General features: G+C 49.7%; 11 protein-coding genes. 7 read left to right on the forward strand and 4 right to left on the reverse strand.

Features of this window, described 5'->3' with window-relative positions:
* Window positions 1–155: 155 nt before the first annotated feature.
* The 7 genes from ACOJUN_RS16100 (at window position 156) to ACOJUN_RS16130 (ending at window position 7,572) form a co-directional block, all read left to right on the forward strand.
* Complete coding sequence (locus tag ACOJUN_RS16100) at window positions 156–2,021, forward strand: autotransporter domain-containing protein (RefSeq protein WP_422132953.1); 1,866 nt, start codon at window positions 156–158, stop codon at window positions 2,019–2,021.
* Between the two features lie 314 nt (window positions 2,022–2,335).
* Complete coding sequence (locus ACOJUN_RS16105; RefSeq protein ID WP_422132954.1) at window positions 2,336–2,878, forward strand: GspH/FimT family pseudopilin; 543 nt, start codon at window positions 2,336–2,338, stop codon at window positions 2,876–2,878.
* Window positions 2,878–3,423, forward strand: coding sequence for a type IV pilus modification protein PilV (gene pilV / locus ACOJUN_RS16110; protein ID WP_422132955.1), 546 nt, complete (start codon window positions 2,878–2,880; stop codon window positions 3,421–3,423). The genes ACOJUN_RS16105 and pilV overlap by 1 nt, the downstream gene beginning before the upstream one ends.
* A complete protein-coding gene (locus ACOJUN_RS16115) occupies window positions 3,423–4,193 on the forward strand; it encodes a PilW family protein (protein ID WP_422132956.1) in 771 nt (256 codons plus the stop codon). The genes pilV and ACOJUN_RS16115 overlap by 1 nt, the downstream gene beginning before the upstream one ends.
* 1 nt (window position 4,194) lies before the next feature.
* On the forward strand, window positions 4,195–4,656 hold the full coding sequence (locus tag ACOJUN_RS16120; RefSeq protein ID WP_422132957.1) for a hypothetical protein: 462 nt from the start codon (window positions 4,195–4,197) through the stop codon (window positions 4,654–4,656).
* 64 nt (window positions 4,657–4,720) lie between these two features.
* Window positions 4,721–7,171 carry a pilus assembly protein gene (locus ACOJUN_RS16125; protein WP_422132958.1) on the forward strand — a complete coding sequence of 817 codons (2,451 nt, stop codon included), beginning with the start codon at window positions 4,721–4,723 and terminating at the stop codon, window positions 7,169–7,171.
* On the forward strand, window positions 7,168–7,572 hold the full coding sequence (locus ACOJUN_RS16130; protein ID WP_422132959.1) for a type IV pilin protein: 405 nt from the start codon (window positions 7,168–7,170) through the stop codon (window positions 7,570–7,572). Before ACOJUN_RS16125 ends, ACOJUN_RS16130 begins: the two co-directional genes overlap by 4 nt.
* A gap of 11 nt (window positions 7,573–7,583) precedes the next feature.
* Here the strand turns inward: ACOJUN_RS16130 and ACOJUN_RS16135 are convergent, their stop codons facing one another.
* Genes ACOJUN_RS16135 through ACOJUN_RS16150 form a run of 4 tightly spaced genes read right to left on the reverse strand, consistent with a single transcriptional unit; the run spans window position 7,584 to window position 14,310 of the window.
* Window positions 7,584–8,006, reverse strand: a complete 423-nt coding sequence (locus tag ACOJUN_RS16135) for a type IV pilin protein (protein ID WP_422132960.1) — start codon at window positions 8,004–8,006, stop codon at window positions 7,584–7,586.
* A gap of 57 nt (window positions 8,007–8,063) precedes the next feature.
* Window positions 8,064–12,674: a pilus assembly protein gene (locus tag ACOJUN_RS16140; RefSeq protein WP_422132961.1), complete on the reverse strand. Its 4,611-nt coding sequence runs from the start codon at window positions 12,672–12,674 to the stop codon at window positions 8,064–8,066.
* 23 nt (window positions 12,675–12,697) lie between these two features.
* Window positions 12,698–13,258 (reverse strand): pilus assembly PilX family protein, encoded by a 561-nt coding sequence (locus tag ACOJUN_RS16145; RefSeq protein WP_422132962.1) that lies wholly within the window; start codon window positions 13,256–13,258, stop codon window positions 12,698–12,700.
* Between the two features lie 2 nt (window positions 13,259–13,260).
* Window positions 13,261–14,310, reverse strand: a complete 1,050-nt coding sequence (locus tag ACOJUN_RS16150) for a PilW family protein (RefSeq protein ID WP_422132963.1) — start codon at window positions 14,308–14,310, stop codon at window positions 13,261–13,263.
* Between the last annotated feature and the right edge of the window lie 2 nt (window positions 14,311–14,312).

Consider the following 14,312-nt stretch of genomic DNA (forward strand, 5'->3'; position numbering starts at 1 on the left):
AGACTGATGAGCTAGCTGCTTGAGAAAATCAGGAAAAGTGAGTCGGCGGCATATGCCGATTATTAATGACTGATTGCTAAATTCTGGTCGCAGTGATAAAAATAGCCTCACAATACTGCATATAAAAATCATCACAATAATAATAAGGAAAGAAGATGAAGCGGAAAATTCTATCTGCGGCTGTGGCTGCAGTCGTATCTTTTGGTGCTCAGGCCGAGCAGCCCTTCAGTGACTTTTACGTGTTTGGTGACAGCTTGCTGGATACAGGCAACCTGTCTTATGCGACAAATGATGGCGGAGTCATAGCGACTGAATTGCTGGCTAAGGCCCTGGGATTGGATATTGATACTCTTGCCAATGGCGGTAATAACTATGCAGTCGGGGGCTATCAAACCGCCGATGTTCTGGATTCTATTGTTGGTGGGGTTGCCCTTCAGGATGATGCAAATACTGTTACGGTCAGTGGAGGAAGCAATTTTAATTCTTACTTGATTGATAACCCTTCGGCCTCTGGAAATGCACTTTACTTGCTCGATGGTGGGGGGAATGATTTACGGGGAACATGGTCGAGCGCGCCCGATCAAGCGGCTGCGATTCAGGCATCAGCCCAGAATATGGCTACAGCGGTGGGTGCTCTGAGTGCTGCTGGTGCCAACTATATTATGTTGGCAAATTTGCCTGATATGGGGCGGATTCCCCTTACTCAACTGGCTGCTCTGGCTGATCCGAATCAGGCCACTGGGGCAAGTACTGCTGCTGCTGGTTACAACCAGGCGCTTGAAATTTTTGTCAACCAAACCAGTGCCAATGTCATACCGGTAGATTTTCAGGGTTTTATTGATCTTATTATCAGGGACGCTGATCAATTTGGTTTTGCCTCAGGCGTCGATGCAGCTGTCACCGTCGCTCCAATCGATCAGGTGTATACCTGTTATGACAATGGTGAGGCGGGTACTGGTGCTTCAAGCACATGCTTCGAGCATCCGGTCTATGGGGTTGATGGCACTGCTCCGGACCCTGACAGCCTGATTTTTAATGATTTTTTGCACCCCACCGGCAAAACCCATGCTCTGGCTGCAGATTACATGGCGGATATCATTATAGCCCCCAGAAAAGTGGGGTTGTTACCGCAGATGGGCTTGAGTGCAGCTCGCAGTCAATTCAGTGCAGTTACCAATGAAATGCGTCAGTCCCGCTGGAAGGATGTAAAAAGTGGCTGGTTTATCAGTGGCGCTTCGGGGGCCAATGAGCTGGATGGCGGCTTAAGTCCCGACGATGATCGTTATTCATCCACTGTGGGATTGATCAAAGGCCTGGATGACAACCATTTTTTGGGTATTGCTGTTACTCTGGGACAGAATGAGCTGGACGTCGATGGTTCATCGTTTGAGGCAAACAATTATGGTCTGAATATTCTTTATGGTTATCGTGAAGGTGCCTGGTTTTTAGAAGGTGCACTGGGTTATACCAATATGGACTATGCAGATCTTGCGCGTGATTTCAATATAGGTTCGCAGTCTTATACTGCCAAAGGGGATACCGAAGGCCATGCTGTTGGTCTGGATCTTCTGGCTGGCTATAACCTGCTCGATGAATCGTCTCAGTTTGTTTTTGGTCCCGTTCTCGGATTACAAGCCATTCATGCTTCTGTTAACGGTTATACCGAGAGTGGCGGAGAAATTTCCAATTACAAATGGGGGAATCAATCCACAGAAAGCATGCAGCTGCGTGCCGGTTTTATGGGTAGTATGCAGCTCACGGAGACTATTGCCTTCAACGCCGAGATGTATCATACCGATGAGCAGGAAGGTGGCTTTGAGAGCATTAACGTCACCAATACCAATCTGAATTTTGGGCAGTACAACCTGCCTGGAGCCTATGTGGATGAAGGTGGCTTTGCTACGGCTAATCTGGGCGCCGTTATGGAATTGGGCAATGGCAAGTTGGGGCTGAATTATAACTATAGCGGTCAGGGTGATGGCTCTGAGCTGGTCAGTTTGACGTATTCGGCTGCTTTCTAAGCCGGGACGTGACCTTTTCATAAAAAGAGTCAAACTGGAGCTGGGTTACATCGTCTTTCGATATCCATCAGGAAGCCGGAGGCGGTATCAGCAATCACGAACTGAATTCACAAACCTCGGGCAGAATGTCATGACGACAGATCTTTGGCATTCCCCGGGGAAGCCCTTAATCTCCCGATTCGTGTCAATTCTTTGAAGCCTTTTTATCAGGTGCTATCCGGCTCACACCTGGATAAGCCGCCTGTCATTCCCTGAATCTCTGGTCTTGCTTTTTTTCCTAAAGTTGGAGTGTCATTCAGCAAAGGAAGCAGGTTGTGTTCAGGCATCGCTTCGCAATTACCCGGCCCGGGCTTGTGAAAGGGCTGACCCTTATCGAGATGATGATCACCATTCTTTTGGTCGGCATCATTAGTTCCATAACGGTGTCCCTGGATTCGCTTGTGCAATCGTTTCGATTGGATTTTTACAATCAACGTATTTTCAGTAGTGTGGTGGTGGCTCGCAGTGAGGCGATAAAAAGAGGCGTGAATATCAGTCTCTGTCGAAGCAAAAACGGCACAAGTTGCGATACTTCAGGCAGCAACTGGAAAGCAGGCTGGATGGTTTTCACTAATCCCAACAATAACAGTTCGGTTGATACGGGTGAGGACGTTATCAGGGTATACGGAGAAATTGACAGTGATGTCACGATTAATCTGAATGCCGGTAACACATTGACATTTACCCCCAGGGGCAGCCCTTCAGTGGTGCGAACTATCAGAGTTTGTCCCACGGGAGGATTGGGCACTCCAATTAAAACCGTATCGGTCACAACGACTGGACAAATTCGAAAATCTTCTTCCACAGGTAATTGTTGATGGAAGCACACTTAAAAGCACATACAAAGACGTACAGAAAGGTTCCACAGAGCAAAGAGAAAGGCTTTGGTCTCATAGAAGTGTTGATAAGTGTGGTGATTTTTATGGTAGGCATTCTTGGGATGGCGGGAATGCAGGCTCAGGCCACCAGAGCAACTCAAGACAGCCTGCAACGTTCTCAGGCGCTCTGGCTGGCGAATGAGATGTCTGAACGTATGAAGGTGAATGTTCAGGGGGTGCAGTCAGGCCGTTACCAGAGTAGAGCCCAGACCGCCAGCAGTAATCTCTCATCCTATTGTGCCGGGCCTGCTCCCAGACAATGCCTTGCCAACACCTGCACGGCTGATGAAATGGCTGATTTTGATGTTCATGATCTCATGTGCCGAAATGCCAGACTATCCGACCAGCAGATGACTGTCAGCTGTTCAGCCAGCCCCTGTAATTCTGGTGCAACGGTGTCGATAACCCTTGAATGGGAAGCCAGAGGCGGCATTGGTAGTTTGTTTCTGGCTCAGAAATCACTGACTCTGAAATATCTACGGTAATGATCAGAAAATCCTTATTCCGACAGCAAGGGTTGTCGCTGATTGAACTGATGCTGGCGCTTGTGATCGGTTTGTTAGTCAGCAGCACCTTTTTAAAACTGATGTTGAACAGCAGTCGTTCTACCTATTTCCAGGAAGATCTTGCCCTGGCCCAGGAAAATGGGCGGCATACACTGTATCTGCTGGGTCGTGCTCTAAGACAGGCAGGCTACAGCGATGAAGTGAATAGTCTGGTGCTGCCATTCTTTACTGGCAGATGTGGCAGCGCGGCACAATGTACATTTGATGGTGGCGGTAACAACAGTGATCAGGTGGCTGTCCAGTTTCTACCTCAGAACAGTGAAGATTGTGCGGGTAACACCGTTCCGGCGAATGAGCTGACGGCCAATGTTTACTATGTGGCTCCTGATCCGGCTAATAACAATATTGATACTCTGTTCTGCCGGGGCTACAACCCGGCAAACTCTATAGCCAGAGGTGCAGCCAGGGCTGTGATCAGTGGTGTTGAACGTCTCCAGGCTCTTTATGGCGTTACCCATAACAATACGAATAATGTACATCAGTATCTGTCGGCCAGTACGGTCAGTGACTGGCGGGATGTCAGAAGTATCAGATTGGGCATACTTGTGAATTCTGGTCAGCAGGCTCGCTCATTTGAACAGCGAACGCGGACGTACAACATTCTGGACAGTAATACTTTGACCTTTAACGATGGACGCCCCCGATATGTCTTTACCACAGCCTATAAACTTAACAACGCCGGATTCTAGTATGAGATCTATTCACAGAGCCAGGCAACAGGGTGCGATCATGCTTATGACCATGATCATTATGCTGGTGCTGCTATTTTCGAGTTTGTTTGTCATGGAAATGGCTATTTTTGAAGAAATGGCGGTCAGCAATGAACAGAAAGGATTACAGGTCTATCAGGTAGCGTACAGTGAGTTGGATGGACAATATAAATACCTTATCGACAACCCCAGTGTTTTACTGGATGCCAAGGCCAGTAATGTCAGCCTGACCATTGTACAGGACCAGACAGGTTGCCCTAACTCGACTCAAATCTGCCAGACTGCCACTCTCCGATATATCGGTGAGGTACCACCGCCTCCGGGCTACAGCCTGGGCAAATACATGGGGCTGATGTTCGAAATTGATAGTGTCGCTACTTTGCTCAAGGCAGGCGCACAATCCAGTCAGACCCTGGGCTTTATCTATGTGACCACACTTTGAATCAATCTGAAGGCTTTGCTGCCGATGGAGAAGTAAGAGCGCGTGACGGAGGATTTCCCCTTTAATGCATCATCTACTTCTTACATTGCTTCTCAGTCTGTTTTGGCTGTCAAAGGTAAAGTCCGACGACACAGATCTTCTGATCAATGCATACAATAACAGTCAGACCGATACCCTGGGGTTTGCGGCACCCGGATCGGTCAGTGATGCTGCAAACGCTCTCCAAAGCTCTGATGAACTCTATTATATCGTGCTGCGGACTGAGAATGGCCCCAGCTGGCGCGGCAACCTCAAGCGTTACCGGTTGGGTTCGGATAATCAGGTTTATGATGCCAATGGTAATTTGGCTATCAATTCATCCACCGGATTTTTTGGCGGCGTTTCCAAAAGCTTTTGGGGAAATACTTATGATGGTGGCTCTGTTAGTGAAGGGGGGATGGCTGCCCATCTGAGTCAAAATCGGCTGGTGGTTTCCAATATTATCACTGGTAACAATCTCATCCTGAGTGCTTCGGGTAATCGTGTCAGTGAGAATAATTCAAGGATTACCACCGGGCTTCTGGCTTTGTCCGGGAGTGGGTCGGCAACGAACCGCACCAATGTTCTCAAGTGGGCCAGAGGGGTTGATGTTGACGACGAAGACAGGGACGGTTCCATTACGGACAATCGAACCAGTATTGGTGATCCACTTCATACCCAGCCAAAAGTGATCACCTATTATAAGAACAGTGTTGGCTCAGTGGTGGATCGAACTGTCTATTTCACCACCAACGACGGCTTTTTACACGGTGTAAATACCGCTAATGGCAGCACCGAGTTCTCATTTATTCCTAAAGAGTTGCTCGTTAACCTTAAACTCTACAAAGATAATCTGGTAGGGGGGGGGGACCACTATAGCGGCCCATCTTCCGATGCGGGTTGTGTCTGGGACTACCGAATACCCGGTAAATGCATTCCCGAGTATTGGTGCAGTTATCAGTATCGATTTTTAGATCTTCATCATACACAGAGTTGCCGTCTTAAAAATAGCATACCAAAGTCGGACGGTGACTGTTACTATAATTATTCTCTTTCTGTGCCCCCGGGAACCTGTTTAGAGCCTGAGTTTTGTGAGTATCGCTATAAGTTTGGTGATGTCCCCCTTGATAAGAGCTGCAGGCTCAGGAGCACCCCTCAGATACCGCCTCCCCCTGTGACTAAGCCGGCCAAGCCCTACGGCATGGATGGCCCTATGACGGTATGGATAAATGATGCCAACGGTGATGGCGATGTGCTTCAGACTAATAATGGCAGTCCCGATTCTGGAGAGCATGTCTATCTTTATCTCACCATGAGGCGCGGCGGCAGTAATATCTACGCTCTTGATGTTACTGAAAGGAACAGTCCGGTATTGAAATGGGTGATTCGAGGGGACCAGGACAGGGACAATCAGGCAGATAGCATTGCAAATAACCCTGATTTTCCTGAATTGGGCCAGACCTGGTCAGCCCCAACGCTGGCAAAGGTTCGTTTTAATGGTTCTGACAGACAAGTGCTGTTATTTGGTGCTGGCTACGATCAGGATACTGATGAACAGACGACGATCGGCAATAATGACATCGGCCGGGCCATCTATATGGTGGATGCCGAAACAGGCCAGAAGCTCTGGTCTGCCGGTAACAGCGGTACCAACCTGAACCTGTCGGATATGGATTACAGTATTCCTGCTGATCTTGCGGTCATTGACATCGACAACGATGGGCTGACGGATTACTTTTTTGCGGTGGACATTGGCGGTCAGGTCTGGCGATTCGATGTTAACCAGAATAACAGCGGAGCCTCGAACTTCGCCACGGGAGGGCGAATTGCCAACTTCTCTGGCAGCTCCAGTGCCGATGCCCGACGGTTTTATGAAAGGCCGGATGTTTCGCTGTCAAGATCGGTTGATCATTTGAACATTGTCGTAGGCAGTGGTTTCAGGGCGAAACCTCTGGGGACTCAGGTCAATGATCGGCTTTATGTATTCAGGGATCCCAACATTTACGACGCTCCTGCCAGTTATAACTACAACAATGGTTCAGTCATTGATGAATCAGCGCTCTACGATGCCACGGCCAACCTTGTACAGCAGGGGAATGGGGTTCAGCGGGCAACGGCCCGCAGTTCTTTGGGTAGCTTGAAAGGCTGGTATATCCGCTTTGAGGTGTCTGGAGAAAAGCTGCTGGGCAGGCCCACTGTGTTCAATAATGTCCTGACCCTGACTACCTACGCGCCTGGTAGTGGGGGTAGCAGCTTTCTCTATGTGTTGAACATTGATAATGCCAGTGCAGTAGTTGATCTTGATGGCAATAGTCAGGTTGTTAAAGGCGACCGCAAGAGAGAGCTACGATATGATATCCTGACGCCAGCGCCCGTCATTCTTAACCGTAGCAGTCAAGGCGCAGATATCTGTGTGGGTGGGGAGTGTTTTCAGGATATTCTCAGGGAAGCGGGTTCGATACCTTTCCACAAAACGTTCTGGAGGGAAAAACAGTGAGAAAGGTAAAGGGATTTACACTACTGGAAATTATTATCGTGGTGGCCATCATCGGTATTCTCGCCGCAATCATTGTCCCGTCGTATAACGAACATGTGATGCATTCCCGACGCAGCGAAGGCATATCGTCCCTTTTGACGATTATGCAGCAGCAGGAACGCTATTTTACCGAACAACTGGCTTATACTACTGATCTCTCAAAATTGGGCTACGCCATCAATGGTGCCAATGAAGTGGTGTCCGAGAATGGTCATTACTTAATCAGTGCAGCTGCGTGTTCTTCTATGACTATTTCACAGTGTGTATTACTGACTGCGACCCCTCAGGGTGTTCAGGCCCCGGACGGTAACCTGACTATCAATAGTCGTGGTACACGAACGCCACTCGGTTCCTGGCAATAGCTCTTTCCGGTTCACCAACATTCTGAAAACGCTGTCCCGGCACTGTCAAAACCGGCTTTGACCCCAAGTTGATTTAAGGTGATGGTTCGACAGTCTGCATCTTCAAATTGGTTGCTGCTGCTGTTTGCTGTGGCTGTCAGGGTATAGGTGGTATTGGTGGCCGTTACGGCGATGGTGTAGTGCCCGTCCGGAGAAGTAGCTCCACCAAGATTGTTGATATCAGTGGTATAAGCATTGTCGTAGGTGTAGAATTTCTCCTGTTCTGCGGCCGCCGTCGTCAGGGCGATATGGGCGTCTGTCCTGCGACTTTCAAAGACATATTGCTGATAGGATGGAATGGCAACCGCGACAATAATGCCGATGATAGCAACGACGATCATCAGCTCGATCAGACTGAATCCATTGCCTATAGTAGGCACTGGCTCGTTATCCATAACTCAGCTCCTTAGAATTATTTCTTCTGGCACATGGCCGTTTACGCTATAGCCTTCCTACTTGGGGATATTAAATATCTGTCGCCAGGATTGTCGGCCATCATCTGTCAGTGTGTATTCCAGATTGGTGCTGGAAATATTACCGGCACCGCCCTGAATAATAATGCTGGTTTTGCCGTCACTGCCCTGGTGGACTACCGGAGCCGGTGCCAGGCCTGCTCCCAGGCTGATTTTCTTTTCCGATACCGTATCGTCAGTAAAACCACCCGCAGTCAGCACTTGCTGGATACTGGCGGGTATTGCCGTGCCTGTCTGATAGTGCAGAGCATTCAGAAAGCTGGTGCCATCCACCAGACACTGATCAGCAGGTGGTTGGTATTCGGTGAACAGCAGCAGGGCAAAAGCATTAGCCGGTGAGCTAACACTTTTACCGCTGGGATTTTTGCCGTCATGGATCAGTCGGTTTTTCCAACCGGCTTCGGTGGTCAGGCTGTTGCGCAGGGACTCAAAGTTACTCACTGTCGTGCCCGGCGATACGGTAAAGCCGGATTTCAGGTCACCATCGGCTTCCACTTGAATATCCGTCGTATCAATCAGGCTGCTGAAGGGCAGCGTGCCATAAGAGAACACACCACTGAGCTTGGGTTCTTTAACACCAAAAAAGAACTCCTGCTGAGTATTCTGACTGTCTGCCCGGGTCAACTCACGACCAGTACCGACAAAGACCCAGCGCTCATTATCGCTGTTGGTCACTGCCGTGGGACGGGCGCTAACAGGGCGCTGTGGGCGGGTTAAGGTGCCCAGTGTCCAGTTTGCAGCCAGAGGGTCTGCCAGGTTGATCCTTAGCAGTTCGCCACTGAGATTGCCTGCGGTTTCTACACTGCCAAAGTAGATGGCATCGTCATAGTAGTCCTGATCCCAGTCCACGGTGGCCATGTTGCCGGCATAAGCCTGTGCGATACCACTGTCCATTGGGTTAAAAGCGCTGAGAAAGTTTTTGCTCTTTAGATCATAGACAAACACTTTCATATTCTGGTCACTGGTAGCATCGCCCAGAGCTTGTCGTATACCGCTGGGCCCTGTGCCTGTCGGACCTGAGCCAAAGGCCAGGTACCAGTTGTTTTCGGTGGGGAAATTATAGTCTCCGGAAGCATTGGGTTTTCGCCGTTGTACCACCACGGGTCGGCCCGTGGTAAAGCCCAACTCCGGATGAGTAATTTCTGCCAGCAGTTTCGGAGGCTTTTCCGGGTTAGTAATATCCAGCATGACGTAGGCAGAACGCATTGTCCGGGTTGTACTGTTGACTGAAACGCCAATGGGTCCTCCACCCAGCCGCATGCCCATGAGCAGCACTGTTCCCCAGCCCTTTGGGTGGTCCGCATCCGGGGTGAAAATATTGGCATCAAAAATCAAAGGTTCGCCATCCATGTAATAAACATGGGGATAATCCGGTTCTGACAGCCAGCGAAGATGGGGCAATAAATTCATCGGTGTGTACGCCCAGAGTTCTCCACCCAGGGGGTGCTGAGTTTCTGAGGGATCATGATTCAGGTCAAAGCGCTGATTGTCTTTGTCCCAGAAACCGGCATTGAAGGCATGGATCATGCCATCGTTGGCACCCAGATACACGACCTGGCGGCGGTTTTCGTAGTGTTTCTGAAAATCGATAAAGGTTGCGTCGTTGCCGTTGAAGGGTTTGCTGTCAGAGTAATACCCTTCCGGTTTGGACACGGCGACGGGATTGGAGTGAATGATGTCGCCCAGTCGCCATACTTCCAGGTCGCCATCATTGTCGATGTCCACAGAACGGGAGCGATAATCCGTCTGGTCTTCGCCACGAATGAATTTAACCAGCTTATCCGATTCTGCTGCGTTCACACCTAAATAGTCACCGTTGCTGCCTGTGAAGGTGGCAGAGACAAAAGGCTGTTCCTCACCGGCATCGACACGGCCATTATTATTGGCATCCAGCCAGGTCAGGATATGACGGCCAGTGTTGGTCAGCGCCGTATAGTTTCTTTGACTGGTAATATTGTTGATTTCCGTCAAGCGTTCACGAGCGTCCCAGACAGGTGCCAGTGAGGTCAAATCGGCGGTACTGCCATCAGGCGTCAGTGTTACACCATTATCGGAAGAGGTATAACGTTGAATAACAGTAGAACTACTGGCGGGGTCAAAAGACAAGGTCACAATCTGGTCAGTCGAATAGTCATCCAGTGTCCGGTTACCATTGGAGTCTTCCCGGAAGTGACCTTTGGTATCAACAAATAAACTGTGAAGCAGTCCGACCCAACTGATTTCAATGTTCCTGACCGTTATTTTGGGGCGGAATAGCCCCTGAATGACCGAGCCTGCACCGCTGGCACTGTTAGAAACCAACGCGGCACTGGCACCGGAAGATATACGGCTGGCGATGTCCTTAAAAACCAGCTCCAGCTGGGTTCGTAACAAAGATGGATTGCTCGCCAGAAAAAAATTGTCGGGAATATTGTCGGCGCCCAGTTCACCTGTTGCGTTATTTCTGATATCCCACTCTCTGGAATCATTGTCAGGCACTCCATCACCATTGGCATCATGATTGGGTGTACCATCATTATCCAGATCGTTGAAGCCCCCATACTTTGCTGCCAGCCTCAGTGGTTTGGGCAAAATACCGGACGCAGTGCCAGTTGCCACATAGGTTTGAGTCTCTGGCGTTCCGGGACCCTGGGCTGCTCCACCACCGGGGCCCGCCGCGTAGGGTGACGCTATACCATCATTATTGGTACCAAAAATACTGTGGGAAAAAGAGTAGTTTCCGTTAGAAAACTTCCCTTCGAAGCGGGAACTGACCTGAATCTGATTGCCGGTGATGGCGGGTGAGCAGGCATTGCCAAGGCAATATTCAATACTGGAGCTGGCGTCATAATCATTGTCACAGCCTTCCTGACAATCTTCCCAGATAAACGTGTATTTTCCTTTTTTGCCGTCTGCCGTCTGCTCATCGACCACAAGGTCACGGAAAGAGCCGCTGGAAGTGATCGGTTGGAAGCTGACCGTCTTGTTGTTGACATTGGCGCTCAGGGAGGGAAGGCTGTCAGCCAGTTGAATGGTATAGGTTTTAATATTCTGGATACCATCAAGATCGGTTCTCAGGTCTGTTGTTTGAGCGTGATAAGCCAGACCCGCAACTGCGTAACCCCCTTCTTTGTCCGGAGCTTCAGGACAGATACCGACGGCATCTGAAAGATTGGACAGGGACTTTGCTGTGCAACGGTTGTTACTGCCACCGTAATAATAATTACCCGAGAGGTTGCCATTGTATTCAATGTCACCGAGATCGTCGGTTAGGTTAATCAGGTCATTGATATTACTCAGACCTGTGACATCAGAGATGCTATTGTCTAAATCATCCAGGTCATACACGTTGGTGCCACTGGATATAAGAATGATGGCACAGCTGGCGCAGTCATTGGCCTGGCTCATAGGTGTCACCCAGGCTTCATTGGTCATGCCTCGTCCGGCATCTGAGGTGCTGAAGTCAGAAGAACCTGCGTTGCTTCCCGAGAAATACCTGATGGCCTCAAGATAAATTTCTGAAATCGGGTTACGCCATGCAGTCAAACCAATGGCATCGATATTGTGAATAATACCCTGAACGCTGGTATTAAAGGTGCCATTGGATAGATTGATCTCATCATCATTTGGGTCGGTATTACCTGCAAACTGTCTGATATTGCGCCGCAACAGACCGCCTGAGCTGTTGCGGCCATAACTTCCGGTAATAAGACCAAATTGAATCTGATTTTCTTCGCCATAGCCTTGGAGCAGGCCAACGGGCTTGGGAACACCGCTGGAGTACTGTTTGCAACGCCCGGTATTATTGCCATCTTTGCCCGAGACACAAGCTTCTACCTGGACAGTGTGGGTCGCCAGTTCAGCACTTCTGGCAGGACTGAATGCATTTCCCCACTGACATTGGTTGATTTCTGTAGTGGCCCAGCGAGGAAACTGACCCGCTGCGATTCTCAGTGACGGTGCTCCAGCCCAGAGACTGCAAAAAGAAACCGGTGATGAATACGGAGTGTATTTATCAATGTCTGCACCGGAATAAACTTTGGCAAAAGCACCACTGAGGTTTGTAGAGAGGGAAGACCTTCTAAGCACTGTCTGTGTGGCAGAGTCCGTTGACCGATGTCCACCGTAGAGAATGACTCTCAGTATTTCCATTCTGGACATGGACACCCAGTTCATAAAGTTACCACTCCATGGGGCTGAGGCGTCCTGGCAAAAATGTTGATTGCTACCCGTTGCTGGCAATACGGGTTGGTACATCTTGTCCGAGCTGCTGTATGCGTAGCACCAGTTACTGTCAAAGTAACCGATGTAATCAAAGTCGTCCTTATAAGTTGAATCGATCAGGCCGTCGTCATCGAGATCGGTGTAGTCTGAATAAGCTCTTTGAAAGAGCTGTTGATCCACCGGCATCGCCAGCATAACAAGAGGCGGTGAAAAGGTGCTGCCCTGGTTGGGCTTTGCAGCGTAGTCCGAGGCGGCTGCGATGGCCTGTTGCAGGAAAAGGGGCTGGAGCAGGAATGTCAATAAACAGATTTTTAGCGAAAACAGAGATAAAGGCTGTTTTCTGGCTGCAAAAAGCGCAGACGGACTGATCCCTTTTAACACGAACACTGTGAAATCCTTTTTCTTCTGGTTCACCGTTTGTAGGTGGACTGCAACATGACCTGACTATTGAGGTTATCGACCGAAGAAAGCACGGTTACACGGTAAAGCTTTGACCAGTCGGAAGGGTTGGCGGGGTTGGGAGTGACCCCAAACAAGACTCTTGGAATGTAGCAGAGGAATTCCACTGTATAGCGGGCTGAGGTTCCTGAAGGCACACTGGTGGCAACAATGGTTTTGCTGGCATCGGCCCAGAGGGCGGCACTTTCCCAGGGGCTGGCATTCCCGGCCCTACAGCTGATAATGCTGTTACGGTCAGAGCCATTGAAGCAGAGGCCATTACTGCAATCGCTGGCGAACGTGTTGATATCGTTGCAACTGCTCTGGCTTTTGATACAGCGTTCGGCCTCCAGCAGTGCGGTTTCGGCAGCGATAAAAGCGGTCTGATGAGTCCGGTAGCTGGCTGACATTCTTTGCTCAAGGCTTGAGAATTGAACCGCCGTCAGAGTCGCCATCACCATGAGTGTAAAAAAAATCATGGTGTAGAGCAGAGCGGTTCCGTCTTCATCGCGACGTCGTCTGATATGACTCATGATTATCCACTGTTTCTCAGGGCCATGGTCATGACATATTCCTTGCGTAAGAAGCGATCCGACTGAGTGACTTGTTGACCATCGAAAAGATAGGTTCTCGGGGGCGCAGGCGGAGGTGCTGGAACAGGGAGGATTTCGGTTTCACTGCGCGTCAGCAGATGAATTCGGATGGCGGTGGTTTGCAGCCAGTCAGCATGGCGAAAACTGCGATCACCGGCGCTGATATAGCGATTAGTGACCCCGTCGTTATCTGTGTCGAGGCCGTAATGAATTCGAATATCCTCAATGCCGTCCACTATGGCCAGTGCTGAGGCATTGCCTGCTTCTTTTCGGAACAGGGTAGGCAGGCCGTTATCCGGTTTCACAAAATAACCCACAGATTCCAGAGGCTTCAAATAACCGGGATTGAATGACAGAGCGCCGGAAGGCGTCGAGCCGTCATAGCAACGAAAACTGCCCTTGAGTTGAGCGACACAATTCTTGAAATCGCCGACACCGCTGGTGGTATGGGTTAAGGTACTGCCGCCGATGGAACTCAGGGCTATCAGGGCTACCTGAGAGCAGTCCTGACGGGTTATCACTGCAGCACCGCCGACCGGCAGGGTCGAACCGATGTTGCGGTCCAGTGTCAGGGTGGATGTGGATGTGTCATGGTTGGTTATAGCAAAAACAGTGTCGGGATTGGCTTTGAAGATCAACAGGCTTTCCGAAGTGGCCTGAGCGTCCATCTTTGACCGCGTGTCAGAAAGATTCATTCCCTGTGTCGGTTGTTCAGCAGTGAGCCATTCATGGGGAGCACTGTTTTGAAGCAGAGCATTACCGATTGCAGCATCGGTATTACAGCCTGTGTAGCCAGCGACACGGACGTCATTGGATATGGAGCTGACAGCAATTCTGGCCGCTTCCTGCATTAGCCCCAACTGAAAGTTCAAGCGATTGGAGTTATTGCTGCTAAGAAAGGCCTGAGTGACCGAAGTAATGATGAAAATACCCAATAACATCGAAATCATCAGTTCAATCAGGCTGAGTCCCTTCTGCTTGGAACTATTCATGT

The sequence above is a fragment of the Endozoicomonas sp. ALD040 genome, from assembly GCF_049275945.1.
Taxonomy (GTDB): domain Bacteria; phylum Pseudomonadota; class Gammaproteobacteria; order Pseudomonadales; family Endozoicomonadaceae; genus Endozoicomonas_A.

Excerpts from the sequence above, each read along its gene's own strand:
- ACOJUN_RS16100 (WP_422132953.1), top strand. The coding sequence starts at position 156 with ATGAAGCGGAAAATTCTATCTGCGGCTGTGGCTGCAGTCGTATCTTTT.
- ACOJUN_RS16135 (WP_422132960.1), bottom strand. The coding sequence starts at position 8,006 with ATGGATAACGAGCCAGTGCCTACTATAGGCAATGGATTCAGTCTGATC.
- pilV (WP_422132955.1), top strand. The coding sequence starts at position 2,878 with ATGGAAGCACACTTAAAAGCACATACAAAGACGTACAGAAAGGTTCCA.
- ACOJUN_RS16115 (WP_422132956.1), top strand. The coding sequence starts at position 3,423 with ATGATCAGAAAATCCTTATTCCGACAGCAAGGGTTGTCGCTGATTGAA.
- ACOJUN_RS16125 (WP_422132958.1), top strand. The coding sequence starts at position 4,721 with ATGCATCATCTACTTCTTACATTGCTTCTCAGTCTGTTTTGGCTGTCA.
- ACOJUN_RS16150 (WP_422132963.1), bottom strand. The coding sequence starts at position 14,310 with ATGAATAGTTCCAAGCAGAAGGGACTCAGCCTGATTGAACTGATGATT.
- ACOJUN_RS16120 (WP_422132957.1), top strand. The coding sequence starts at position 4,195 with ATGAGATCTATTCACAGAGCCAGGCAACAGGGTGCGATCATGCTTATG.
- ACOJUN_RS16145 (WP_422132962.1), bottom strand. The coding sequence starts at position 13,258 with ATGAGTCATATCAGACGACGTCGCGATGAAGACGGAACCGCTCTGCTC.